This is a genomic window from Streptomyces kronopolitis (assembly GCF_014646275.1).
Lineage (GTDB): Bacteria > Actinomycetota > Actinomycetes > Streptomycetales > Streptomycetaceae > Streptomyces > Streptomyces kronopolitis.
The window spans coordinates 1-22,652 of sequence record NZ_BMND01000001.1; the positions used below are offsets into that span (position 1 = coordinate 1).

General features: G+C 72.8%; 20 protein-coding genes and 1 pseudogene. 14 read left to right on the forward strand and 7 right to left on the reverse strand.

Annotated elements, in window-relative coordinates; translation table 11 throughout:
• The 7 genes from IEY78_RS00005 to IEY78_RS00035 form a co-directional block, all read left to right on the forward strand.
• Positions 1-2,240: NHLP family bacteriocin export ABC transporter peptidase/permease/ATPase subunit (locus tag IEY78_RS00005; protein ID WP_229699587.1), on the forward strand; the 2,240-nt coding region annotated here is incomplete at its 5' end.
• A gap of 10 nt (positions 2,241-2,250) precedes the next feature.
• Positions 2,251-5,121 carry an NHLP bacteriocin export ABC transporter permease/ATPase subunit gene (locus tag IEY78_RS00010; protein WP_189095702.1) on the forward strand — a complete coding sequence of 957 codons (2,871 nt, stop codon included), beginning with the start codon at positions 2,251-2,253 and terminating at the stop codon, positions 5,119-5,121.
• Between the two features lie 93 nt (positions 5,122-5,214).
• Positions 5,215-5,682: a cyclic nucleotide-binding domain-containing protein gene (locus tag IEY78_RS00015; protein WP_189095172.1), complete on the forward strand. Its 468-nt coding sequence runs from the start codon at positions 5,215-5,217 to the stop codon at positions 5,680-5,682.
• A 291-nt stretch (positions 5,683-5,973) separates the two neighbouring features.
• Positions 5,974-6,831 carry a hypothetical protein gene (locus tag IEY78_RS00020; RefSeq protein ID WP_189095174.1) on the forward strand — a complete coding sequence of 286 codons (858 nt, stop codon included), beginning with the start codon at positions 5,974-5,976 and terminating at the stop codon, positions 6,829-6,831.
• A gap of 263 nt (positions 6,832-7,094) precedes the next feature.
• On the forward strand, positions 7,095-7,523 hold the full coding sequence (locus IEY78_RS00025) for a VOC family protein (protein WP_189095176.1): 429 nt from the start codon (positions 7,095-7,097) through the stop codon (positions 7,521-7,523).
• 55 nt (positions 7,524-7,578) lie between these two features.
• Positions 7,579-7,929 (forward strand): lasso peptide biosynthesis B2 protein, encoded by a 351-nt coding sequence (locus IEY78_RS00030; RefSeq protein WP_229699588.1) that lies wholly within the window; start codon positions 7,579-7,581, stop codon positions 7,927-7,929.
• A gap of 7 nt (positions 7,930-7,936) precedes the next feature.
• Positions 7,937-8,491, forward strand: coding sequence for a GNAT family N-acetyltransferase (locus tag IEY78_RS00035; RefSeq protein ID WP_229699589.1), 555 nt, complete (start codon positions 7,937-7,939; stop codon positions 8,489-8,491).
• A 7-nt stretch (positions 8,492-8,498) separates the two neighbouring features.
• On the opposite strand, the pseudogene IEY78_RS34940 reads toward IEY78_RS00035, so the two are convergent.
• From IEY78_RS34940 to IEY78_RS00045, 3 genes and pseudogenes are all read right to left on the reverse strand, one after another.
• Positions 8,499-8,750: pseudogene (locus IEY78_RS34940) on the reverse strand (IS630 family transposase); the annotation flags it as partial.
• Positions 8,737-9,384 carry a hypothetical protein gene (locus IEY78_RS00040; protein ID WP_189095181.1) on the reverse strand — a complete coding sequence of 216 codons (648 nt, stop codon included), beginning with the start codon at positions 9,382-9,384 and terminating at the stop codon, positions 8,737-8,739. The pseudogene IEY78_RS34940 and the gene IEY78_RS00040, both read right to left, overlap by 14 nt.
• Positions 9,381-9,635, reverse strand: a complete 255-nt coding sequence (locus IEY78_RS00045; protein WP_189095183.1) for a helix-turn-helix transcriptional regulator — start codon at positions 9,633-9,635, stop codon at positions 9,381-9,383. Before IEY78_RS00045 ends, IEY78_RS00040 begins: the two co-directional genes overlap by 4 nt.
• A 418-nt stretch (positions 9,636-10,053) precedes the next feature.
• Between IEY78_RS00045 and IEY78_RS00050 the strand changes: the two genes are divergently transcribed.
• Positions 10,054-11,922 carry an alkyl/aryl-sulfatase gene (locus tag IEY78_RS00050; protein ID WP_189095185.1) on the forward strand — a complete coding sequence of 623 codons (1,869 nt, stop codon included), beginning with the start codon at positions 10,054-10,056 and terminating at the stop codon, positions 11,920-11,922.
• 18 nt (positions 11,923-11,940) lie between these two features.
• Here the strand turns inward: IEY78_RS00050 and IEY78_RS34755 are convergent, their stop codons facing one another.
• On the reverse strand, positions 11,941-13,179 hold the full coding sequence (locus tag IEY78_RS34755) for a PucR family transcriptional regulator (protein WP_189095187.1): 1,239 nt from the start codon (positions 13,177-13,179) through the stop codon (positions 11,941-11,943).
• A 231-nt stretch (positions 13,180-13,410) separates the two neighbouring features.
• On the opposite strand from IEY78_RS34755, the gene IEY78_RS00060 reads away from it, so the two are divergent.
• From IEY78_RS00060 to IEY78_RS00070, 3 genes are read left to right on the forward strand one after another with little or no spacing between them, the layout of a single operon-like run.
• Positions 13,411-14,475 carry an ABC transporter substrate-binding protein gene (locus IEY78_RS00060; RefSeq protein ID WP_229699590.1) on the forward strand — a complete coding sequence of 355 codons (1,065 nt, stop codon included), beginning with the start codon at positions 13,411-13,413 and terminating at the stop codon, positions 14,473-14,475.
• The gene (locus IEY78_RS00065) at positions 14,472-15,560 is read left to right on the forward strand and encodes a FecCD family ABC transporter permease (RefSeq protein WP_373294022.1); all 1,089 of its coding nucleotides are present in this window, start codon (positions 14,472-14,474) and stop codon (positions 15,558-15,560) included. The genes IEY78_RS00060 and IEY78_RS00065 overlap by 4 nt, the downstream gene beginning before the upstream one ends.
• Positions 15,557-16,345: an ABC transporter ATP-binding protein gene (locus IEY78_RS00070; protein WP_189095189.1), complete on the forward strand. Its 789-nt coding sequence runs from the start codon at positions 15,557-15,559 to the stop codon at positions 16,343-16,345. Before IEY78_RS00065 ends, IEY78_RS00070 begins: the two co-directional genes overlap by 4 nt.
• 18 nt (positions 16,346-16,363) lie before the next feature.
• Here IEY78_RS00070 and IEY78_RS00075 read toward each other — a convergent pair whose 3' ends face one another.
• Positions 16,364-17,308, reverse strand: coding sequence for an L-tyrosine/L-tryptophan isonitrile synthase family protein (locus IEY78_RS00075; RefSeq protein ID WP_189095705.1), 945 nt, complete (start codon positions 17,306-17,308; stop codon positions 16,364-16,366).
• Entirely contained in the window at positions 17,305-18,570 is a 1,266-nt protein-coding gene (locus IEY78_RS00080; protein WP_189095190.1) for a cytochrome P450 family protein, read from the reverse strand. Before IEY78_RS00080 ends, IEY78_RS00075 begins: the two co-directional genes overlap by 4 nt.
• A 281-nt stretch (positions 18,571-18,851) precedes the next feature.
• On the opposite strand from IEY78_RS00080, the gene IEY78_RS00085 reads away from it, so the two are divergent.
• The 3 genes from IEY78_RS00085 to IEY78_RS00095 are packed head-to-tail and all read left to right on the forward strand — an operon-like array spanning position 18,852 to position 21,969.
• Positions 18,852-19,133, forward strand: coding sequence for a hypothetical protein (locus IEY78_RS00085; protein WP_229699592.1), 282 nt, complete (start codon positions 18,852-18,854; stop codon positions 19,131-19,133).
• Positions 19,130-21,502 carry a heavy metal translocating P-type ATPase gene (locus IEY78_RS00090; RefSeq protein WP_189095191.1) on the forward strand — a complete coding sequence of 791 codons (2,373 nt, stop codon included), beginning with the start codon at positions 19,130-19,132 and terminating at the stop codon, positions 21,500-21,502. The genes IEY78_RS00085 and IEY78_RS00090 overlap by 4 nt, the downstream gene beginning before the upstream one ends.
• Positions 21,499-21,969 (forward strand): copper chaperone PCu(A)C, encoded by a 471-nt coding sequence (locus tag IEY78_RS00095; RefSeq protein ID WP_189095192.1) that lies wholly within the window; start codon positions 21,499-21,501, stop codon positions 21,967-21,969. Before IEY78_RS00090 ends, IEY78_RS00095 begins: the two co-directional genes overlap by 4 nt.
• 73 nt (positions 21,970-22,042) lie before the next feature.
• On the opposite strand, the gene IEY78_RS00100 is transcribed toward IEY78_RS00095, so the two are convergent.
• The gene (locus IEY78_RS00100) at positions 22,043-22,636 is read right to left on the reverse strand and encodes a sigma-70 family RNA polymerase sigma factor (protein WP_189095193.1); all 594 of its coding nucleotides are present in this window, start codon (positions 22,634-22,636) and stop codon (positions 22,043-22,045) included.
• Positions 22,637-22,652: the final 16 nt, after the last annotated feature.

Here is a 22,652-nt window from a genome sequence, read left to right on the forward strand (position 1 = left end):
GCGGCCGCGGCCGCCACCGCCCCGATGCCGCCCCCGGCCCCCGCCGCTCCCGCCGCCCCGCGCCGCCCGCCCCGAAGCCCGCGAAGACCCGGACCGTCCGCACGCCCACCGTCCTCCAGATGGAGGCCGTGGAGTGCGGCGCCGCGTCCCTGGCCATGGTGCTGGCCCACTTCGGACGGCACGTGCCGCTGGAGGAGCTGCGGATCGCCTGCGGGGTCTCCCGCGACGGCTCGCGCGCCAGCAACCTGCTCAAGGCCGCCCGCAGCTACGGTCTGCAGGCCAAGGGCATGCAGATGGAGCCGGCCGCGCTCGCCGAAGTGCAGGCACCGGCCATCCTGTTCTGGGAGTTCAACCACTACGTCGTCTACGACGGCACGGGCCGCCGCCTGGGTCGCCGCGGCGTCCACATCAACGACCCCGACAAGGGCCGCCGCTTCGTGGCGACCGAGGACTTCGACACCAGCTTCACCGGTGTCGCCCTGGTCTTCGAGCCCGGCGAGGACTTCCGCAAGGGCGGCCGCAAGCCCGGCGTCCTGAGTGCGGTGCCCGCCCGGATGCGCGGGACGACCGGCACCCTGCTGGCCGCCCTCCTCGCCAGCCTGCTGCTGGTCGCGGTCGGCGCCGCGGTGCCCGCGCTGAGCCGCACGTACATCGACATGTTCCTGATCGGCAACCAGACCTCGCTGCTGGGCCCGCTCTTCGCGTCGATGGCCGCGATGGTGGCGCTGACCGCCGTGCTGACCGGGCTGCAGCAGGCGAACCTGCTGCGCGGCCGGATCATCTCCTCCACCCTCACCAGCGCCCGCTTCCTGCGCCATCTGCTCAGACTGCCGGTCACCTTCTTCGCCCAGCGCAGCCCCGCCGACCTGGTCCAGCGGCTGCAGTCGAACGACGCGGTGGCCGAGACCCTGGCCCGCGACCTGGCCGCCGCCGCGGTGGACGGGGTCGTCGTCGTCCTCTACGCCGTCCTGCTGTGGACCTACGACCCCCAACTCACCGTCATCGGCGTGGGCATCGCGCTGCTCAACGTCGTCGCCATGCGGATCGTGGTCCGGCTGCGGGCCACCCACACCCAAAAACTCCGCGCCGACACCGCCCGGCTGACCAACACCTCCTACACCGGCCTCCAGCTCATCGAGACGATGAAGGCCACCGGCGGCGAGAACGGCTACTTCCGCCGCTGGGCCGGCCAGCACGCCACCACCCTGGAGGAGCAGCAGCGCCTCGGGGTGCCGAGCGCCTGGCTGGCCGTCGTCGCCCCCACCCTCGCCACCCTCAACAGCGCGCTGATCCTGTGGATCGGCGGCCTGCGGGCGGTCGAGGGCCACATCTCCATCGGTCTGCTGGTCGCCTTCCAGGCGCTGGTGACCCGCTTCACCGCACCGATCACCCGGCTCAACGGGGTGGCCGGCCGCATCCAGGACTTCGCCGCTGACGTCGCCCGCCTCAAGGACGTCGAGAGCTTCCCCGCCGACAGCCTCTACTCGCGCCCCGGCTCCGACGCCGACACCCGGCGGCTCAAGGGCCATGTGACGCTCGACGACATCACCTTCGGCTACAGCCCGCTGGACAAACCGCTGCTCACCGGCTTCTCGCTGGCCGTCGGCCCCGGCCGGCAGGTCGCCCTCGTCGGCGGCTCCGGCAGCGGCAAGTCCACCGTCTCGCGGCTGATCTCCGGCCTCTACAGCCCCTGGGAAGGCGCCATCCGCATCGACGGCCAGCGCCTGGAGGACCTCTCCCGCAGCGCGCTCGCCGCCTCCGTGTCCTTCGTCGACCAGGACATCTTCCTGTTCGAGGGCACGGTCCGCGACAACGTGGCCCTGTGGGACCCCTCGATCCCCGACGACGCGGTCATCACCGCCCTCAAGGACGCCGCCCTCTACGACGACGTCATCGCCCGCCGCCCCGACGGCATCCACAGCCGCGTCGAGCAGGACGGCCGCAACTTCTCCGGCGGGCAGCGGCAGCGGCTGGAGATCGCCCGGGCCCTGGTCCGGCGCCCCAGCGTCCTGGTCCTCGACGAGGTCACCAGCGCGCTGGACGCCCGCACCGAGCAGCTCATCATGGACAACCTGCGGCGCCGCGGCTGCGCGTGCGTCATCATCGCCCACCGGCTGAGCACCGTCCGCGACAGCGACGAGATCGTGGTCCTCGACCACGGCGTGGTCGTCGAACGCGGGCGGCACGAGGACCTCGTCGCCGCCGGAGGCCCGTACGCCGAGCTGGTCAAGGAGCACTGACGTGTCATCCATGCCCCCGTCCGCCGTCGTGGGACCGGGCGACACCGACGCGGTCACCCAGGCCCTGGGCACGCTCGGCACCCCCGTCGACTGCACCGGCCTGCGCAGCGTCCCTCTGGAGGGCCCGCACGTGCTGTGGCTCGTCACGGGCGGCGCGCTGGACCTCTTCGCGGTCGACGCCGCCCAGGAGGGCCACTGGCACTTCCTCGGCCGCCTCGAAGCGGGCGCCCTGCTGCTCGGCCCGGTCCAGGGCCCGCAGCACACCCTGCTCGGCCGGCCGACGCAGGACGCCCTGCTGCGCCGGATACCGCTGCGCGAACTGCCCCGCCCCGAGTGGGACACCGGGCAGTACGCGCAGACCCCCTACGGCGCGCAGGACCCCTACGGCCACGAGTACACCGGCGACGAGCCCGCCCCCTCCCCGCTGGAGCACGCCTTCGCCCTGGGCACCGCCCGCAGCCTGGGCGTGCTCTTCGAGGCCCCGCTCGACGGCCGGCCCGCCGACGAGGCGGTGGCCGACGACGACATCCTGTGGATGCCGGTGCCGCCCGGCAGCGTGCAGTACGGCGCCTCCTACAGCGCGGAGGCGGCCGGCGACCTGCTCGTCGACCCCGGGCTGTGGCAGCAGATGGTCAATCAGCAATACCGGCTGCTGTCCGCCGTCGACCGGTGGATCGAGCAGCTGGAGCGCGCCCACGAGGACCGCACGGCGGCCGGCATCAAGGCCGGCGAGGCCGTCCGCGAGCGGGCCGACCAGGCGCTGCTGGCCTCCATCGGCCGCTCGGACCGGTCCGGGCGGGGCGGCGACGGCGGCCGGGCCGGCGACGACGCCACCTTCGCGGTCTGCCGCACGGTCGCCGAGGCGGCCGGGATGACCCTCACCGAACCGCCGAAGGGCGGGGCCGTCAACGACCGCATCAGCCCGGTCGAACGGATCGCGGTCAGCTCACGGGTCCGCACCCGCGCGGTCCGCCTCCAGGGCCGCTGGTGGCGCACCGACACCGGACCGCTGGTGGGCCACCGCGCCAAATCCGGGGCCCCGGTCGCGCTGCTGTGGCGGCGCGGCGGCTACGAAGCGGTCAACCCGGCCTCCGGGATGCGGATGCGGATCGGCAAGGACAACGCCGAGGAGTTCGAGGCACGCGCGGTGATGTTCTACCGCCCGCTGCCGGAACGGCCCATCACCCTGTGGCGGCTGATGCGCTTCAGCCTGCGCGGCACCCGGGCGGACGTCCGCAACCTGGCCCTCGGCGGGCTGGTGACGGTCGCCCTCGGTGCGCTGGTCCCGCTGGCGACCGGCCGGGTGCTCGGGGTGTACGTCCCCAGCGCCCAGCGGAGTCTGATCGTCCAGGTCGCGCTGGCCGTCATCGTCACCAGCATCGTCTCGGCCGCCTTCATGCTGCTGCAGAACCTCACCGTCCTGCGGATGGAGGGCCGGATCGAGAGCGCGCTCCAGCCGGCCGTGTGGGACCGGCTGCTGCGGCTGCCGACGAAGTTCTTCACCGAACGCTCCACCGGCGAGCTGGCCAGCGCCGCGATGGGCATCAGCAGCATCCGGCGGGTGCTGTCCGGGGTCGGCCCGGTCGCCGTGCAGTCGGTGACCATCGGCGCGATGAATCTCGTCATGCTGCTCTGCTTCAGCGTGCCGCTGGCCCTCGCGGCGCTCGCCATGCTGCTCGTGATCGGCGCGGTCTTCCTCGCCATGGGGCTGTGGGAGCTGCGCTGGCAGCGACGGCTGGTCAAGCTCGGCAACAAGCTCAACAACCAGGCGTTCCAGACCCTGCGGGGGCTGCCCAAGCTGCGGGTCGCCGCGGCCGAGAGCTTCGCCTACGCGGCCTGGGCCCGGGAGTTCGCCCACACCCGCGAACTCCAGCAGCGGGTCGGCCGGATCAAGAATCTGACCACCGTCCTCAACGCGGTCTATCTGCCGCTCTGCTCGCTCATCATGTTCATGCTGCTGGCCGGACCGGCCCGCGGCAGCATGTCGGCCGGCTCGTTCCTCACCTTCAACACCTCGGTGACCATGCTGCTGACCTCGGTCACCCAGATCACCGGCGCCTTCGTCCAGACCGCCGCCGCGCTGCCGATGTTCGAGCAGGTCAAGCCGGTGCTGGACGAGAAGCCTGAGGTACGCGGCGCCAGTGCCCAGCCCGGCGCCCTCACCGGCGCCATCGAGGCCAAGAAGCTCTCCTTCCGCTACACCGACGACGGCCCGCTGGTCCTCGACGACGTCTCGCTGCGGGTCCGGCCGGGTGAGTTCGTGGCCGTCGTCGGCCCGAGCGGCTGCGGCAAGTCGACCCTGCTGCGGCTCCTGATCGGCTTCGACAAGCCGACCTCCGGCAGCGTGCTCTACGACGGCCAGGACCTGTCGGCCCTGGACCAGGCGGCGGTGCGCCGCCAGTGCGGCGTCGTCCTGCAGAACGCCCAGCCGCTGACCGGCTCGATCCTGGACTGCATCTGCGGCGCGGAGGCCTTCACCCAGGAGGAGGCCTGGGCGGCCGCCGAGATGGCGGGTCTGGCCGAGGACATCAAGCGGATGCCGATGGGCCTGCACACCATGATCTCCGGCGGCGCCGCGATCTCCGGCGGCCAGCGCCAGCGCCTGATGATCGCTCAGGCGCTGGTCCGCCGCCCCCGGATGCTGTTCTTCGACGAGGCCACCAGCGCCCTGGACAACGAGACCCAGCGCATCGTCAGCGACAGCACCCGCAAGCTCAGCGCCAGCCGGCTGGTGATCGCCCACCGGCTGACCACGGTCATGGACGCCGACCGCGTGATCGTGATGGCGGACGGCCGGATCGTCGAGCAGGGCCCGCCGGCCGAGCTGCTCGCCGACACCGGCGGGGCGCTGCACGACCTGGTGCGCCGCCAGCTGACCTGACCCCCGCGGCCGCCGCCCCGCCCGCCGGGCCATTCCCCGTATCCCCGCGAACCACCGCTTATCTTGCAAAGCAGTCAGCGGACGGAGAATGAGATGACCACGGCGAAAGACCTGTTCGACGCCATGCCACCGGACCGGCGCCGGCGGCTGCGGGACCTCGCCCGCCCGGTGTCGCTCCCACGCGCCACCCGCCTCTTCGAGGAGGGCGGGCGCGCCGACCGCTTCTGGATCATCCGCAGCGGCCAGGTCGCCCTCGACCAGCACGTCCCCGGCCGCCGCCCCGCAGTCGTCGAAACCCTCGGCCGCGACGAACTCCTCGGCTGGTCCTGGCTCTTCCCGCCCTACCTCTGGCACCTGGGCGCCGAGACCGTCGGCCCGGTGGACGCCGTCGAGTTCGACGCCCCGATCATCCGCGACCTCTGCGAATCCGACCCCGTCCTCGGCCGCGCGATGTACCACTACGTCGCCGAAACGGTCGCCGACCGCCTCCACGGGACACGGACCCGTTTGCTGGCTTTGTACGGGCCTCAGGGGAGCGGGGGAGAGGATCAGGATCTGTGAGCGGGGGGTTTCTGGAGGGGGCGTCGGGGGTTCGGATCCTGCCGGGAGCAGAGAGGCGACCCGGCCCGGTGGCGGTACGGGAAAACTGGCTGACCTGAAGGAGATCAGCGAGCGGCCGCCGGGGGGTGCTGCTGACGCCATCGACCGGAGCTCCGCGGCTGCGAGTCGAAGCAAGTACGACCGGCGGTCGCCGCCCTGCCCCTACCGAAGAGCCCGCGCAGCATGCGGGAAAGTTTCGATGGCGCAGGAAATTCGGGCTACATCATCCAACCCGCTGCTACGGTCGCGTCCATGGCCCCCTCGTTCTCCACCGTTCAGGACGTTGATCTACGAGTGCAGCCGGTCGACGAGGTGCTGGACCGTGTCGCACGCTCTCTCCAAACGCGTTTCCACGAAGGCACGGTGGTTCGCAAGCGGCGGTCCGTGGGGGCCCATACGGATCGTGACACCTGGGTGCGGATCGAGCGGCGCTCGCTTGACAAGATCACCGATCAAGGGTGGAACGGCACGGAACGCGCCGCCCGTCTGAAGGGCGTCGCCATGCCGACGTGGCGGCAGTGTGTGGTCTGGCAGGACGAGGACGGTCCAGTGATGTGGCGGGCCGACGAGACGAGCCTCCTGCCAGGCGCGCCTGTGGGAAGTGCCGTCCTGAGCGATGCTCCTGACCTCCCGGAGGAGTGGTGGAGCGGGCTGAACGCATCCCTGGACGCGCTGACCGGGCATCAGACCGGGAGAGTCGCCACCCCCGACACCGAAGCCATCACGCAGGATCTGGTCACCACGTCGATCCGAGACGTGTTCTCCGACGGCTTCGATACGACCGTCCGCCGCTGGACGCCCGCCCACGCCGACCTGAACTGGGCAAACATGACGGCACCGGTGTTCAGCCTCTTCGACTGGGAGGACTGGGGCAGTGCCCCGCAGGGACTGGATTCCGCCTCCCTGTGGGCGGCATCGCTTGCCGTCCCCGCCCTCGCCGACCGCGTGCGGCAGGAGCGTCGCCACGATTTCGAGAGCAGGGACGGCAAACTGATGACGCTGTTCGTGTGCTCGAAGATCCTAGGACTGCACGCCCACCCTCAGGACCCTCGCCGGGAGCCCGCGCGGCGTATGGCGGATCAGGTCGTCGAGGGACTTCAGGCAGGCTGACCACGCGAGCGTTCCTTGAGGAGACGCCTGTACTCCTGGACCGTCGGGTCGTCGACCTCCCCCTCCAGAACGCCGACGAGTTCCCTCAAGTGGCCCGGATCGTCGGTGCCCACGGGCGAGGGTGTCGCCCCGTGGCAGGTGGTACGCGGCTCGGAGCGTGCTCAGGGGTGCCCCGTAACTGACCCTGGAATGAAAATGGTTGGTCAGGGCTGGATCCCAGGGACCACCGGTGGAAGCCGGAGTCCCCCTGGTACGTTGCGGCGATGTCAGCGATCAAGAAGTTCCAAGTCACCTTTGACTGTGCGGAACCTGAGCGGCTCGCTCGGTTCTGGTGTGAGGTGTTGGGGTACGTCGTACCGCCGCCTCCGGAGGGGTTTGCCACGTGGGACGAATTCACGGGTGCGCAGCCACCTGAGCAGCGGGATTCGTGGTTTGCCTGTAGTGATCCCTCGGGTGTGGGACCGCGGCTGTACTTCCAGCGCGTTCCCGAGGGGAAGGCGGCCAAGAACCGGGTGCATCTCGATGTGCGGGTCGGCACCGGGCTCGTGGGGGAAAAGCGCCTCGCCGCACTGGAGGCCGAGTGCGCACGACTGGTCCCGCTCGGCGCGGTACACCTGCGCACGCTGTATGACGGCGAGGATTCGTGCATCCCGATGTTGGACATCGAGGGCAATGAGTTCTGTATCGACTGAGCATTCTCCGATCCGTAGGGGCGGGAGCCGCCTCCTTAAACCTCTCTGGTCCCGTATGGGGTGGGAGTTATCCCGTGAGGGCGAGGTTGTGCAGCCGGGCGATGCCGAGAATGGCGTGCACTCCGCCGCCACCCACGACCAGACACAAGCCGCCATCCTCGCTGTCCGCCGCGTTGGCTGGTTCTCACCAGTGAGAACGGCCTGCCTGGAGGAGTCCGCCGCCGCGGTGTTCCTGCTCGCGACCAGGCGTCTGTCCGCCACCTGGTGCCACGGCGTCGCGCCAGATCCCGTTCGGCTCCATGCCTGGGTGCAGACTGACGACGGAGTCCCGGCCGCCGAGCCACCCTCGACAGTCGGCTACACCGTCGCCCTCACCATTGGAGCCCGCCATCAGCACCAGCTCTGACCCGATCTTGTGGATCGGCACCGACACCTGCGCACTCGGTCCCTACCGCGCCGACCTCGTCGAAACGTACTGGCGCTGGGAACAGGACCCCACGCTCCTGGTCGGCTACGGCCGTCAGACACCTGAGTCTCTCGAAGCACGCACCGAAGGTATGGCCCACCAACTCCGCGGCGAGAACCTCCGGTTCACCATCTACGACCGCGCCTCCGGCGAACCCGTACCCGTCGGAGTCGCCACCCTCCTGCCTGATTACGCCGTCCGCACCGCCGAGTACGTCGTCATGCTCGCCCCCGAAACTCGCGGACGCGGACTCGGGACCCAGGCCACCCGCCTGGCGCTCGACTACGCCTTCCACATCACCAACCTGCGCATGGTCTGGCTCAAGGTCCTCGCCCCGAACAAGGCAGGCATCCGTGCCTACCAGAAGGCCGGCTTCCGTGCTGCCGGCAAGCTCCGTGACGCCGGGTACTGGCTCGGGAAGACGTGCGACGAAATCATCATGGACGCCGTCGCTGGAGAGTTCGCGGGCCCGTCCGTCGTGACGCCTCTCCTGCCCAGCTAGCGCCGGATCAGGCAACGTTCGCCCTGTTGACGATGGCGCGTAGGCGCTGGTCGTCGGCGTGGCGGTTTCGCCAGATGATGTAGCGGCGGCGGATCATGCTGCCCTGTTCTTTGTGGGGCGTGGTCGGTGCCGTCGAGCGTGAAGTAGCGCAGGGCCGTGAACTGGGCTTCGATGCGGTTGAGCCAGGAACTGTTGGTCGGCGTGTAGGCGATCTCGACGTGTTCGCCGCCGCCCAGGTGCCGACGCTAGGACACATTCTCATTGCAGGAGGGCTTGCCGTCCCCCTCGCCGAACTCATCTTCATCAGCGGGCGGGTCGGGCATCTGCCAGGTCGCTACGACGAGCGGCAGGAGGACGTGGGTCACCAGCAGGGCGAAGAGGATGAGGAACAGCGCGGCGCCCGGGATCTGCGAGTCCCGGCCTTCCCTGTCGGCGGACATGGTCACGGCCATAACGAGGACCATCACCACAGTCGTGCATCGGTGCGCGGTCGAGAACGCACGGAGCCGACCGGCCAGTTCCCGTTCGTCGAGTTCCTGCTCGCGCCTGGAGATCATTCCGCGGGTGGTCGCGATGAGCCGGCCGGCCAGCGGGACGCCCGCTACCAGCAGAACGCCGAGGATCACGAAGTTGACGATCATCGCCGTGTCGCTCGGGGCCAGGATCCATGAAACGGCGGCGTCCACCCAGAGCAACCCCAGGCACGAGCCCCCCGCAACCGCCAATGCACGGCGAGGGCGTCGGCTGGCGTAGCGGGCGGACATACGCTCCAGTTCCGGGTTCAGGGCACTCAGGCGCTTTGCGCGTCTGAGTTGCGACTTCGCCCGGCGCTCGCTCCACCAGGAGGGACGGGCGGAGTGGCGGTCGTTCGCCGACCTCTCTTCATACGTCATGGCTTGCTTCCGATCCGGGGGAAGGGTGTGAGGGAGAAGAGCACCTCAACCGGGACCTCGAAGTGTGCGGCGATGCGCAGCGCCAGGTGAAGGCTGGGACTGTACTCACCGCGCTCGAGATAGCCGATGGTCTGGTAGTGGACGCCCAGGGCGGCGGCCAAGTCGCGGCGCGAGATACCGCGCTCGGCCCGCAGCATCGGGATCCGGTTGTAGACGTTCCCTTCGTCCTTGCCCTGATTGCCAGCGGGCATCAGGCGTCACCCAAGGCAGCCGGGTGCCGCGCGGCCGTGTCATCCATGTGCTTCTCCTTATATGTGAAGCATGATGCCTCTTAGTGCCTCTAGGGTCATTGATAGCAGTTCTACTACACGATTGGTAGGCCCGCAGCAGCAGTGCCCTGGCGGGATCGACCCGTGCGGTGCACGCAGAAGCATGAGCAGGTGTCACGGTGGGTGCGGCCGCGTCCGAGTGCTTCTTGATGCACGAGTGCGCAAGGTGTCGACAGGGCGAATGTTGCCTGATTCGGCAGTAGCGGTGACGCTTCGGCGCTTCCCGTCGAATGCCGGGGCGAGCCGCAGCCCCGCATCCCGCCGGGTTGTGACCCATGACAGCCCACTCTGTGGCTCAGCACCATGAATCCGAGCCGGTGGCGCCGTCACAATCGCCTTCATGAATGACCTCGACTGGGACGATGAGCAGGACTTTGCCGATGTCGACCGTGGGTTCATCGGGCGTCTCGAACCCTGTGTCATCCGGGATGCCGAAGGGCGTGTCGTCTGGGACAACGATGCGTATGGGTTTCTGGAGGAGGAGTGCCCACCGACGGCCAATCCCTCGCTGTGGCGGCAGAGTCGGCTGGTGGCGCGGCAGGGGCTCTATGAGGTGGTGCCGGGGATCTACCAGGTGCGTGGGCTGGACATCTCGCACGTCACGTTCGTCGAGGGCGAGCGGGGTGTTCTCGTCATCGATCCGCTGATCAGCAGCGAGGTGGCGGGGGCCGCGCTGGCGCTGTATCGCGCGCACCGGGGGCCGCGGCCGGTGACCGCGGTTCTCTACAGCCATTCGCACCTCGACCACTTCGGCGGGGTGCGCGGGGTGGTCGACGACGCGGAGGTGGCCGCCGGGCGGGTTCCGGTGATCGCTCCGGCGGGCTTTCTCGCGCACGCGGTGAGTGAGAACGTCTTCACCGGTCCGGCGATGGTGCGCCGGGCCGGTTACATGTATGGCACCGCGCTGCCCAAGGGGCCGGCCGGTCAGATCGGTTGCGGATTGGGGCAGACCACGTCGACCGGGTCCGTCGGTCTGATCGCCCCCACTCTGGACGTCACCGAGACCGGTCAGGAGGAGGTGATCGACGGGGTGCGGATGGTCTTCCAGTTGACGCCCGGGACCGAGGCGCCGGCCGAGATGAACTTCCACTTCCCCGAGTTGCGGGCGCTGTGCGTGGCCGAGAACGCCTGCCACACCCTGCACAACGTTCTCACGCTGCGCGGCGCGCTGGTGCGGGATCCCAGTGCCTGGGCCCGGTATCTCACCGAGACGCTCCGGCTGTTCGGCGATTCCAGCGAGGTGGTGTTCGCCTCCCACCATTGGCCGACGTGGGGGCAGGAGCGCGCGGTCCGCTTCCTGGAGGAGCAGCGTGATGCCTACGCCTACCTGCACGACCAGTCTGTGCGGCTGATCAACGCCGGGCTCACCGGTGCCGAGATAGCCGAGGAGCTGCGCTTTCCGCCCGCCCTGGAACGTGCCTGGCACGCCCGCGGCTACTACGGCACCCTCAGCCACAACGCCAAGGCCGTGTATCAGCGTTACATGGGCTGGTTCGACGGGAACCCGGCCCATCTGTGGCAGCATCCGCCGGTGGCCGCGGCCCGGCGCTACGTGGAGTTCATGGGCGGTGCCGACGCCGTGGTGGCCAAGGCCCGGAAGGCGTACGAGGCCGGGGATCTGCGGTGGGTGGCCGAGGTGGTCAACCATGTCGTCTTCGCCGAACCGGGGCATGACGGGGCCCGTGCGCTGCAGGCCGAGGCGTTCGAACGGCTGGGCCGGGCCGCCGAGTCCGGGCCCTGGCGCAACTTCTACCTCACGGGCGCCGCGGAGTTGCGCGGCCCCGTCGCCGGCACCCCCGCGCACCCCGCGCCCGATGTCCTCGCCGCCCTCACCGCCGAGCAGATCTTCCAGTCCATGGCCGTCCGCCTCAACGGGCCCCGGGCCGGCGACCGGCGCCTCCTCCTGCGCTGGGAGATCGGGTCCGCGCCCGTCGGCGACGAACCGGCCCCGGCCCCGGAGATCTGGAGCCTGTTGCTGTCCAACGGGGCGCTCACCCCCATGCCCGGCGACGCGCCCCGGGGAGAACTCCCGCACGCCACGCTGTACTTGACGCGCAGCACCCTGAACGCGGTGCTCAGCGGCGCCAGCACCTTCCTCGACGAGATCACCGCCGGCACGGTCACCCTCGACGGCGACCCCGAGGCCCTGCTCACCTTCGGGACCCTGCTGGACAAGCCCGACCGGCACTTCCCGATCGTCACGCCGTGACCGCGGGCGGGCGCGGGGTCAGGCCGGATCGTCCTCGTCCCCCGCGTCCCGCAGCAGCAGCGCCGCCAGTGCCAGGGCCGTGCCCCGGGGTGTGGTGAGGTCGAGTCCGGTGAGGGTGGCGAGGCGGGCGAGGCGGTTGTCGACGGTGTTGGGGTGGAGGGTCAGCAGCCGGGCCGTGGCGCGGCGGTCCTGTGCCTGTTCCAGATGGGTGCGGAGGGTGTCGAGGAGGTCGGGCCGGTCGGCGACCGGATCGAGCAGGGCGGCGATCCGGTCGCTGCCGGCGCTGGGGCGGGACAGCTGGTATTCGAGCAGGACGTCCTCCAGCCGGTGCAGCCCGGCCGGACGGCCGCAGGCGCGGGCCACCCGGACGATCTGTGCGGCGGTCCGCGCCGCCTCGGGGAGCTGCCCGGCCCGTTCGACGGGGACGGCGGCGAGCCGTACGCCCGGGCCGGCGGCCTCGGCGAGCCGCCCGGCGAGGTCCGCCGGCGGCTGCGCCGGGCCGGGCACGACCGCCCGGCCACCGGCGCCGTCGAGCAGGGTGTACACCTCCCGGCCGAACGCCCCGTCCAGCGCCGTCTGGAGCCGTCGGACGACCCGCCGTGCGGCGACCGGGGCCCGCGGTCCGTCCGGCAGGCGCACGGCCAGCACCAGCGACGGTCCCGCGAGCGGGCTGCCGGCCGCCGGGGCCGTGGTGCCGGCCAGCAGGCCGCGGACCAGGGCGCGGCGCTCCGCGCGCCGTTCGGCCGCCAGGGCCGCCCGCTCGTCGAGGTAGGTCTCGGTGACCGCGCTCACCACCCGCTGTTCGGCGCCGAGCAGATAGCCGGCCAGCTCGACCAGCGCGGCCTCCTCGCCGGGCCGGGCGGCCTCCCGCAGCGCCTGCCACAGCACCCGCGCTCCCACGCAGTGGGTGTCCAGCAGCAGCCGCAGCGGCATGCCCTCCTCGGCCCGCTGGGCGGCGCGTTCGCGGAAGAATCCGGTGTCGTCGGGGCCGGTCCGCGGATCGTGCACCACCCGTTCCAGGAACAGCCGCAGCCCGTGCCGGGCGGTCGCCGCGATCTCCACGTCCTTGACCTCGGCGGGGAGTTCGGCATAGCCGTGCAGCTGCGCGAAGGCGTCCCGGGACATCAGCCGGGCCAGCTCGTTCACCCGGGGCACGCAGCGGGCGGCGAGCGACCGGGCCGCCTCGGACACGTCGGGGACCGGCGCCCGCGGGTCCGCCGCGGGGGAGGGGAGTGCCGTGCCCGTGTCCGCTGTCATCGACCGCCTCCCGGTGCCGTGGTGAGGCGTCACCCTAGTCCGCCCCGGGGGCGGTGGCGACCGCGGATCCCGGCGCCCCGGGTGGGAAATCCGGAAAAGACGCCCGCTGCCCCGGAACCGCCCCCGCCGTCGGGCCGACTATCTGTGCCGGGTCGTGTCCGCGGCCCACCGGTCGCTGCGCGGCGGGTGAGAAGGCCGGTGCGCCGGCCGGTGAGCACAGGGAGAAGAGCCATGCGTCCTGGGAAGTTGTGCGGTATCGCGGTGGTCGTCGCGCTGGGCGCCACCGCGTGCGGCGGCAGCGGCGGGGGAGGAGCGGGGTCGGACAAGGCCGCCTCCGGGACCGGCTTTCCCGTGAAGGTCGCCGACTGCAAGGGCTCCGTCACCTTCCCGTCCGCACCGCGCAAGATCGTCACCAGCAACGCCGCCGCCCTGGAGATGCTGCTGCGGCTGGGCGCCGGCGACCGGGTCATCGGGACCGGGTTCCCGCCCGGCAAGGGGACGCTGCCGGGCGCGCTGGACCGGGCGGCCCAGAAGGTGCCGGTCCTGGGCAAGTCCGTGATCCCCAAGGAGAAGCTGCTCGGTTCGGGCGCCGATCTGTACGTCGACACCTTCGGCGCGATGGACATGATGGGCGGCGGCGGTGACGCGCCGACCGAGGAGGAGTACACGGCGGCCGGCATCAAGCACCTCCATCTGACCTCCACCGCCTGCGCGCCGACCGCCGCCAAGGCGACGACGGACCTGTCCGGCGTGGAGAACGACCTGCGGCGGCTGGGCGCGGTGACCGGCACCGGCAAGCGGGCCGACGCGCTGGTGGCGGGGATGCGGGCGAAGGTCGGCGCCGTGCAGAAGGCGGTCGGCGGCCTCGCCCCCGGCAAGCGGCCCACGTACTTCTTCTTCGACTACGACGCGGGCACCAAGCAGCCGGTCGCCGTCTGCCGCAAGCAGGTCGCCAACGCCGTCATCGGCCAGGCCGGGGCGCGCAACGTCTTCGACGGCTGCGACGGGGACTTCAAGCAGGTCTCCTGGGAGGACTTGGTCGCCAAGAACCCGGACTGGATCCAGCTGGGGGTGCGCGACCGGGGCAGTGCGGCGGCCAACGCCAAGGCCTTCGACGAGGCCGCCGCGTTCCTGAAGTCCTTCCCCGCCACCAAGGACCTCGCGGCGGTGCGCAACGGCAAGTTCCTGCGGATCGGCTCGGAGCGGACCACGATCGCCGGGGTCGGCAACGCGGACACCGTCGAGGAGATCGCGCACACCGTCCACGCCGACCGCTTCAAGGCGGCGCGGCAGTGACGCGGACGGCCGTGGACCCGTGCACCACCGCGGCGCCGGAGGAGGATCCCGCCGCGCGCCGCACCCCGCGCGCCGGACTGCTCGCCGCCGGGCTCGGCATCGCCCTGGTGGCGGCGTTGACCGCGGCGGTCTGCCTGGGGTCCACCGACATCGCGCCCGGCCACGTCTGGTCGGTGGTGCTGCGGCGGCTCGGGGGCGCGGCGGCCCGGGCGGGGACCGACGACCTGATCGTGTGGCAACTGCGGGTGCCGCGGGCGCTGTTGGCGGCGCTGGTCGGTGCGGGCCTCGGGCTGGTGGGGACGGCGACCCAGGCGATGGTGCGCAATCCGCTGGCGGACCCCTATCTGCTGGGCATCTCCAACGGTGCCTCGCTCGGCGCGGTCGCCGCCATCGTGCTGGGCGTCTCGGCCGACTCCCTCCTGGGGCTGGGGCTCTCGGCGGCCGCGTTCGCCGGTGCGCTGGTCTCGTTCGCGCTGGTGTGGTGCATCGCCCGGCGGGGCGGCGGCTTCTCGCCGCTGCGGCTGGTGCTGGCCGGGGTGGGCATCGGGCAGTTCCTCTCCGGCTTCACCAGCTATCTGGTGTTGCAGGCCGGCGATGAACAGCAGACCCGCAGCGTGCTGTTCTGGCTGATGGGCAGCCTGGGCGGGGCTACCTGGAGCGTCCTGTGGCTGCCGGCGGCCGCCGTCGCCGCCGGGCTGCTGGCCCTCCAGGCGCGGGCCCGTGCCATGAACGCGCTGATCATGGGTGACGAGACCGCGGCCGGGGTGGGCGTGGACGTCACCCGGCTGCGCAGGGAGCTGTTCGCGGTGACCGGGTTGCTGACCGGCGTGCTGGTCGCGGTCTCCGGCGCGATCGGCTTCGTGGGCCTGATGGTGCCGCACTTGTGCCGGCTGGTCGTCGGCGGCGACCACCGCCGGCTGCTGCCGCTGTCCGCGCTGACCGGCGCGCTGCTGATGGTGGTCGTGGACCTGGTGTGCCGCACGGCCATGGACAGCCAGGAGCTGCCGGTGGGCGTCGTCACCGCGATGATCGGGGCGCCCGTCCTGCTCTTCCTGCTGGACCGGCGGATGGAGGCGGGCGCATGACCGTCGAGATCGAGGATCTGCACGTCGGCTACGCCGGCCGCGATGTCGTCGCCGGGGTGCGCCTGATGGCGGCCGCCGGCGAGATCGCCGGGCTGGTCGGGCCGAACGGCAGCGGCAAGTCCACCGTGCTGCGGACCGTCTACCGCCATCTGCGGCCCACCGCGGGACGGGTGCTGCTCGCGGGGTGCGACCTGCGCACCCTGACACCGGGGCAGACCGCACGGCAGGTCGCCGCGCTGCCGCAGGAGCGCGGCAGCGACTTCGAGCTGACCGTGCGCGAAGTGGTGGCGATGGGCCGGACGCCCTACAAGCGGGCCTTCGCGGGCGAGGACCGCGCCGACCGGGAGAGCGTGGCCGGCGCCCTGGCCGCCGTCGGGATGGCCGGGCAGGGCGCCCGCCGGTTCTCCGCCCTGTCCGGGGGTGAGCGCCAACGGGTGCTGCTGGCCCGCGCGTTCGCCCAGGACCCGGACGTGCTGGTGCTGGACGAGCCCACCAACCACCTCGACGTACGGCATCAGGTGGAGCTGCTCGCGCTGCTGCGGGATCGGCGCCGGACGACACTGATCTCGCTGCACGACCTGAACGCCGCGGCCTCGCTGTGCGACCGGCTGCACGTGCTGCACGGCGGGCGGGTGGTGGCGTCCGGCACCCCCCGCGAGGTGCTCACCCCGCAGCTGCTGGCCGAGGTGTTCGGGGTGCGGGCCGCGGTCACCGCCCATCCGCTCACCGGCGATCCGCTGATCGCCTTCGACCACCGTGAGCCGCTGGCCGCCGGCGGTAGTTGACGGGCCCGCCCCGCCGCCTCACCCGGCGGCGAAGTGGCTCGGCCGCCCCTGGCGCAGCACGGGGCGGCCGAGCCGCTCGGCGTCCGCGCGGTGCAGCAACTCCCGCCGCCCGTCGGCGTGTTCCAGCACGCACGAGTGCCAGGGCGTCATCCACACGTCGGGCGAGTCCAGCAGCCGGATGCCGAACTTCGCCGAGCCCCGCGGCTGCGGATGAATGGACAGCCGGAACGCCCCCGGGTGGTGCGCCGCGATCAGCTCGCCCCAGGCGTGGCTGCGCTGCATCACACCGTAGGCCCGGCGCCGGGCGCCGCGCTGCCGGGCCGACCGGGTTCCCGCGCCCGGCGCGGAGTCCTCGAAGAGGAACTTGGTGATGCCCTGGTACAGCCGCCGGGTCGGCTCGTCGCCGCGGGTCCGGGACCGCAGCAGGTCCAGGGGCGGGGCGTAGCGCTCGTGGACCAGCGACCTCTTGGCGTCGTGTGACAGCTCCTGCCCGTAGACGTCCCGCAGGTCGAAGACCTCCAGCCGGGTGAGCCCCTCGTCGTGGATCAGGGTGCGCAGCGCGTCGGCGTAGGCATCGATGTCACGGTCCGGCACCTGGATGAGATCGCTGAAGACATGGCCGTCCGAGCAGATGACCATCCGCGCGCCGGGCGGATGGAGCGCGGCGATCCGGGCGCACAGCCCGTCCAGGAAGCGCAGCGCGAGTCGTTCGCCCTCGTCGGGCAGGTGGCCGAGCACCTTGGCCGGGTTGGGGGACTTGCACGGGAAGCCCGGCAGGGTGAAGACGATCGGCCGGTCCGCGGCCACCGGGGCGGCGAGTTGCCGCAGCTGCGCGGGGAAGGCGTCGGGGGTGTCGTCGTGGCCGGTGTCCAGCGTGCGCCGGTGGGGCAGCAGGGTGGCGAGCACCGCCGCGCAGACGGCCTGCACCTCGGTGTGCGCGCCGGGCGGCGCCGGTACGGTCAGCACGCGGCGTCCGGCCCGTTCATGACGGGACAGCCGCCCGCCGCCCCGTAGGCCACCGGCAGCCGGTCGACGCCGCGCGCCAGGACGGCCGGGATCCAGCGCAGTTCGCCGTCCGGGACGGCCGGCCGCAGGCCCGGCAGCCGCCGCAGCAGGGTGCCCAGGGCGATCTGGAGTTCGATACGGGCGAGCGCGGCGCCGGGGCAGAAGTGGATGCCGTGGCCGAAGGCGAGGTGGGGGTTGGGGGAGCGTTCGAAGTCGAGGGTGTCCGCGTCGGGGAACTGCCGCTCGTCGCGGTTCGCCGCGCACAGCGACACGATGACCGAGTCGCCCGCCGGGATCCGGGTGCCGTGCAGCTCGGCGTCCTCGGCGAGGAACCGCCAGGTCGTCAGCTCGAAGGCGCTGTCGTACCGCAGGAGTTCCTCGACCGCGCGGGGCAGCAGCTCGGGGCGGGCGGCCAGCTCCGCGAGGTGGGCGGGGTGCCGCAGCAGGGTGACCAGCGCCGTGGTGATCTGGTTGGTGACCGGCTCCTGCCCCGCCACCAGCAGCTGGAAGAGCATGGAGTCCAGCTCCTCCCGGCCGAGCGCGCCGGCCTCGTGGGCGGCCACCAGCCGGGAGAGCAGATCCGTACCGCCCGACGCACGCCGGTGGTCGACCAGGTCGGCGATGTACTGCTGGAGCCCGCGCAGTCGCGCCTCGTACGCCGGGCGGCCCGGGTCGGTGGGCCCCACGGGCTGGACGACCTTGCCCCAGTCCCGGTCGAAGCGGTCCGCGAACTCCTCCGGCAGCCCGATGACCTCCGCCAGCACCCGGAAGGGGAAGCGGGCCGCGAAGGTCTCCACCAGATCGGCCTGGCCGCTCTCCGGGAGGCCGTCGAGCAGCGCGTCGGCCATCGCCTGGAAGCGCGGGCGGAGTGCCTCGACGCGCTGCGGGGCGAAGGCGTCGCCGAGCAGCCGGCGCAGCTCGGTGTGCCGGGGCGGATCCTGGTGCAGCAGATGCACCTGGAGCTGGGAGTGCTGGGGCTCGGGCATGATCGAGGCGCGGGCCCGCCAGGCCGCGTTGCCCCGCGAGTGGTGCTTGCCCAGCCGTGCGTCGGTCAGCGCCCGGTGCGCGGCCTCGTAGCCGGTGACCAGCCAGGCGTGCACCCCGCTGGGGAAGCGCACCCGGTGGACGGGGCCGCGCTCGCGCAGCTCGGCGTAGAGCGGATAGGGGTCGCGCTTGTACTCCGCCCCGTGGAGTTCCACGGGTTCGGACGGTCTGGACACGGGATCCTCCTGGACTGACGGTGAACCGGGCCCGGACGGCACGGTGTTGGAGAGGTCGGGCGGCGGGCGCGCCGAGTTCCCGCGGGACGGGGGGAAATTCCGCCGGGCGGCCGGAGCGGGCGGTGCAACGTGCGCCACACACCCCTCGCGCGGGCAACCGCAATCCCAGTTAGTCGGCCCCGGGAGCCGCTCGGTTCCGGCGACGGAACGGGACAAACCTCACGTGCCGACGGGCCCCCGATCGCCCCCGCCACACGGTCCCCAGCTGCCACCATGACGCGATGTCCAGCTCTTCCGCCGACCGCAGTCGGCCCCCTCTCCGCCAGGCCGTCACCCGCTTTCTGCCCTCCCGGCAGGTCCTCGGTTTCCTCGCGCTGCTGGTGGTGCTCGGCACCCTGTCGTACGCCGCCGGCACCGCGGTCGGCCCGGTGGCACCGGGGCTGCGTCCGGCCGGCGGGAGCGGTTCCGGGGGCGGTGCGCCCGACGGCGGCGGGGGCATGGGCGGGATGCACGGCATGGGCGCCGCGGCTCCCCGCCCGCTGCCGGTGGGTGAGGCGCGATGACCCCGCAGCCGGGACCCGGCCCCGCACCGGAGCGGACCGCCGAGCGCACCACCACCCTCACGGTCGGCGGCATGACCTGCGCCGCCTGTGTGGGCCGGGTCGAGAAGAAGCTCGGCCGGCTGGACGGCGTCGCCGCCTCGGTCAACCTCGCCACCGGCCGCGCCACCGTCAGCCACCCCGCGGCGGTGTCCGCCGCCGACCTCGTCGCCACCGTCGAGGCCGCCGGCTTCACCGCCGAACTCCCCGCGCCCGCCCCGGATCCGGACGCGGACGAGGGCCCCGCGGCCGCCGGCGGCCCGGACGACGGTGCCGACGGGGACGCCGCGGACGACGCTGCCCGCGCCGAGCGCCGCCGGCTGCTGGTGACCGCGCTGCTCTCGTTGCCCGTCCTGGTGCTGTCGATGGTGCCCGGATGGCAGTTCCGCAACTGGCAGTGGCTGTGCTTCGTGCTGGCCGCCCCGGTCGCCGTGTGGGGCGCCGCCCCCTTCCACGCCCGTGCGCTGCGCGGCCTGCGGCACGGCGCCGCGACCATGGACACCCTGGTTTCCCTCGGCGTCGCCGCCTCCTTCGGCTGGTCCACCTACGCGCTGTTCCTCGGCGGGGCCGGCACGCCCGGGATGACCATGCCGTTCAGCCTGCTGCCCACGGCCGGTGACGGCGTGGCGCACCTCTACCTCGAAGCCGCCGTCGGTGTCCCGCTGTTCGTGCTGGCCGGGCGCCGCATGGAGGCCAGGGCCCGGCGCGGCACCGGCGCCGCGCTGCGGGCCCTGGCCGAACTCGCCGCCAAGGACGTCGCCGTGCCGACCGCCGACGGTGAGAAGCGCATCCCGGTGAGCCGGCTGCGGGTCGGGGACCGCTTCCTGGTCCGGCCCGGCGAACGGGTCGCCACCGACGGCACCGTCGTCGAGGGCAGCTCCGCCCTCGACCTGTCCCTGATCACCGGCGAGAGCCGCCCGGTCGAGGTCGGACCGGGCGTCGCGGCGGTCGGCGGTGCGGTCAACTCCGGCGGCCTGCTGGAGGTACGGGCCGAGGCGGTCGGCGCCGACACGCAACTCGCCCGGATCACCCGCCTCGTCGAGGACGCCCAGGCCGGCAAGACCAGGGTCCAGCGGCTGGCCGACGCGGTGGCCGCGGTCTTCGTGCCCGCCGTCCTGACCGTCTCCGTCAGCGTCCTGGGCTTCTGGCTCGGCGCCGGGGCCGACCCGCAGGCCGCGGTGACCGCCGCGGTCGCCGTCCTGGTCGTCGCCTGCCCCTGCGCGCTGGGCCTGGCCACGCCGACCGCGCTGCTGGCCGCCACCGGGCGGGGCGCCCAGCTGGGCATCCTGGTGCGCGGCCCGGAGGCGCTGGAGCGGCTGCGGCACATCGACACCGTCGTGCTCGACAAGACCGGCACCCTCACCACCGGCCGGATGAGCGTCACCGCCCTCACCGCCCGCTCCGGCGGCCTCGATGCCGGAGCGGTACTGCGGCTGGCCGCCCTCGTCGAGCAGGGCTCCGAGCATCCGCTGGCCCGCGCGATCACCGCCCACGCCCGCGAACGGCACCCGGAGTCAGAGCAACTCTCCCTGTCCGTACGGGACTTCAAGGCGACCCCCGGACACGGCGTCGAGGGCACGGCGGACGGGCACCACGTGGCGGTCACCCGGCCCGGCGACCTCGACGGGCTCCCGGCGCCGCTCCCCGAGGCGGTGCGCTCCGCGGAGGCCGACGGCCACACCGCCGTCCTGGTCACCGTCGACGGCGCCCCGCAGGCGGTGCTGGCCGTCGGCGACGCGCTGCGCCCCGACAGCTACCGCGCCGTCGACCATCTGCGCCGGCTGGGACTGCGGCCGGTGCTGGCGACCGGGGACCGGACCGCCACCGCCCGGGCGGTGGCCGCCCACCTGGCCATCACCGAGGTCCACGCCGAGGCCCGCCCCGAGGACAAGGCCGCCCTGGTCCGCACCCTGACCGAACAGAGCCGCCGGGTCGCCGTCGTCGGGGACGGGGTCAACGACGCGGCGGCCCTCGCCCTCGCCGACCTCGGCATCGCCATGGGCAGCGGCACCGACGCCGCGATCGGCGCCGCCGACGTCACCCTGGTACGTGAGGACCTCCAGGCCATCGCCGACGCGGTCCGGCTGGCCCGGCGCACCCTGGGCACCATCCGCACCAACCTGAGCTGGGCCTTCGGCTACAACCTGGTCACCGTGCCGCTGGCCGCCGTCGGCCTGCTCAACCCGATGCTGGCGGCCGCCGCGATGTCCGCCAGCTCCCTGCTCGTCGTGGGCAACAGCCTCCGGCTGCGCGCCTGGCGCCCGCGCGGCGCCGCCACCACCACCCGCCGCCCGCACGGCCCGCGGGCCCGGAACCAGGGAGAGACCTCATGAAGCGGCCCGCCGTCCAGGCCGTCGCCGTCCCGCTGCTCACCTGCCTGGGTACGCTCGGCACGCTCACCGCGTACGCCGCCGCCGGCAACGCCGGCACCCCCGCGCGGCTGAGCGTCGCCGAGGGCCGGGTGCTGATCCCCGCGGGCTCCGACGCCACCGCCGCCTTCTTCACGATCCGCAACACCGGCGGCTCCGACGACGTCCTGACGGGCGTCACCGGACCCCCCGGCCACCGCGCGATGCTCAGCCGCACCGTCGACATCGGCGACAACGCCCGCAGCATGGCGATGGTCAAGGACGCCACCGTCCCGGCCGGCGGCGAGCTGACGATGACCGCGACCACCCTGGACGTCATGGTCAGCCCGCCGCCCAGGCTCGCGCCCGGTGACCGGCTCACCTTCACGCTGCACTTCCGCCACAGCCCGCCGCGGACCGTACGGGCGGTGGCCGTGGTGCCCGGCCGGTGAACCCGGCGCGACGGGGCCCACGGGCGGCCATCGCCAGCCCGTGAGCCCCGTCCGCCCCGCCAGTCACGACCGGTCAGGCCACCGCGCCCGCCAGGTCCAGCGGCCGGTCGGCCGCCTCGGCCCGCTCGGCGTCCGTGAGCAGCGCGACGAGCGCCTCCCGGGCGCGCGCCACCCGGGACCGCACGGTCCCCACCGGGCAGCCGATCACCCCGGCCGTCGCCGCGTACGGCAGTCCCAGCAGCTGGGTGAGCACGAACGCCTCCCGCCGCTCCGGCGTCAGCGCCGCCAGCAGCTCGGCCAGCGCGATGCCCTCGTCGAAACCGGGCACCCCCCGGGGCTGCACCCGCTCGGCGGCCGTCTGCCAGTCGTCCGTCGCGGCCAGCCGGGGCCGCACCGCACGGGACCTTATGCGGTCCGCCACCACCCGCCGGGCGATGGTCAGCAGCCAGGTGCGGGCCGAGGACCGGCCCTCGAACCCCGGCAGGCTGCGCAGCGCCCGGACGTAGGTGTCCTGCACCAGGTCGTCGGTCGCCTGCGGATCACCGCTGAGATGCGTCACATAGCGCCGCACATCGAGCTGGGTGGCCCGGACGAACTGCTCGACGGCCCGCTCGTCACCGCCGCGCGCGGCCAGCGCCCAGCCCGTCACGCTCTCGTCATCGCGCATCCCGGCACCGCCGCCC

What these genes read in the sequence shown, in the direction of transcription:
- IEY78_RS00010 (WP_189095702.1), top strand. Translation starts at nt 2,251, where the DNA reads ATGCCCCCGTCCGCCGTCGTGGGACCGGGCGACACCGACGCGGTCACC.
- IEY78_RS00015 (WP_189095172.1), top strand. Translation starts at nt 5,215, where the DNA reads ATGACCACGGCGAAAGACCTGTTCGACGCCATGCCACCGGACCGGCGC.
- IEY78_RS00020 (WP_189095174.1), top strand. Translation starts at nt 5,974, where the DNA reads ATGGCCCCCTCGTTCTCCACCGTTCAGGACGTTGATCTACGAGTGCAG.
- IEY78_RS00025 (WP_189095176.1), top strand. Translation starts at nt 7,095, where the DNA reads ATGTCAGCGATCAAGAAGTTCCAAGTCACCTTTGACTGTGCGGAACCT.
- IEY78_RS00030 (WP_229699588.1), top strand. Translation starts at nt 7,579, where the DNA reads ATGGGGTGGGAGTTATCCCGTGAGGGCGAGGTTGTGCAGCCGGGCGAT.
- IEY78_RS00040 (WP_189095181.1), bottom strand. Translation starts at nt 9,384, where the DNA reads ATGACGTATGAAGAGAGGTCGGCGAACGACCGCCACTCCGCCCGTCCC.
- IEY78_RS00045 (WP_189095183.1), bottom strand. Translation starts at nt 9,635, where the DNA reads ATGCCCGCTGGCAATCAGGGCAAGGACGAAGGGAACGTCTACAACCGG.
- IEY78_RS00050 (WP_189095185.1), top strand. Translation starts at nt 10,054, where the DNA reads ATGAATGACCTCGACTGGGACGATGAGCAGGACTTTGCCGATGTCGAC.
- IEY78_RS34755 (WP_189095187.1), bottom strand. Translation starts at nt 13,179, where the DNA reads ATGACAGCGGACACGGGCACGGCACTCCCCTCCCCCGCGGCGGACCCG.
- IEY78_RS00060 (WP_229699590.1), top strand. Translation starts at nt 13,411, where the DNA reads ATGCGTCCTGGGAAGTTGTGCGGTATCGCGGTGGTCGTCGCGCTGGGC.
- IEY78_RS00070 (WP_189095189.1), top strand. Translation starts at nt 15,557, where the DNA reads ATGACCGTCGAGATCGAGGATCTGCACGTCGGCTACGCCGGCCGCGAT.
- IEY78_RS00085 (WP_229699592.1), top strand. Translation starts at nt 18,852, where the DNA reads ATGTCCAGCTCTTCCGCCGACCGCAGTCGGCCCCCTCTCCGCCAGGCC.
- IEY78_RS00090 (WP_189095191.1), top strand. Translation starts at nt 19,130, where the DNA reads ATGACCCCGCAGCCGGGACCCGGCCCCGCACCGGAGCGGACCGCCGAG.
- IEY78_RS00095 (WP_189095192.1), top strand. Translation starts at nt 21,499, where the DNA reads ATGAAGCGGCCCGCCGTCCAGGCCGTCGCCGTCCCGCTGCTCACCTGC.
- IEY78_RS00100 (WP_189095193.1), bottom strand. Translation starts at nt 22,636, where the DNA reads ATGCGCGATGACGAGAGCGTGACGGGCTGGGCGCTGGCCGCGCGCGGC.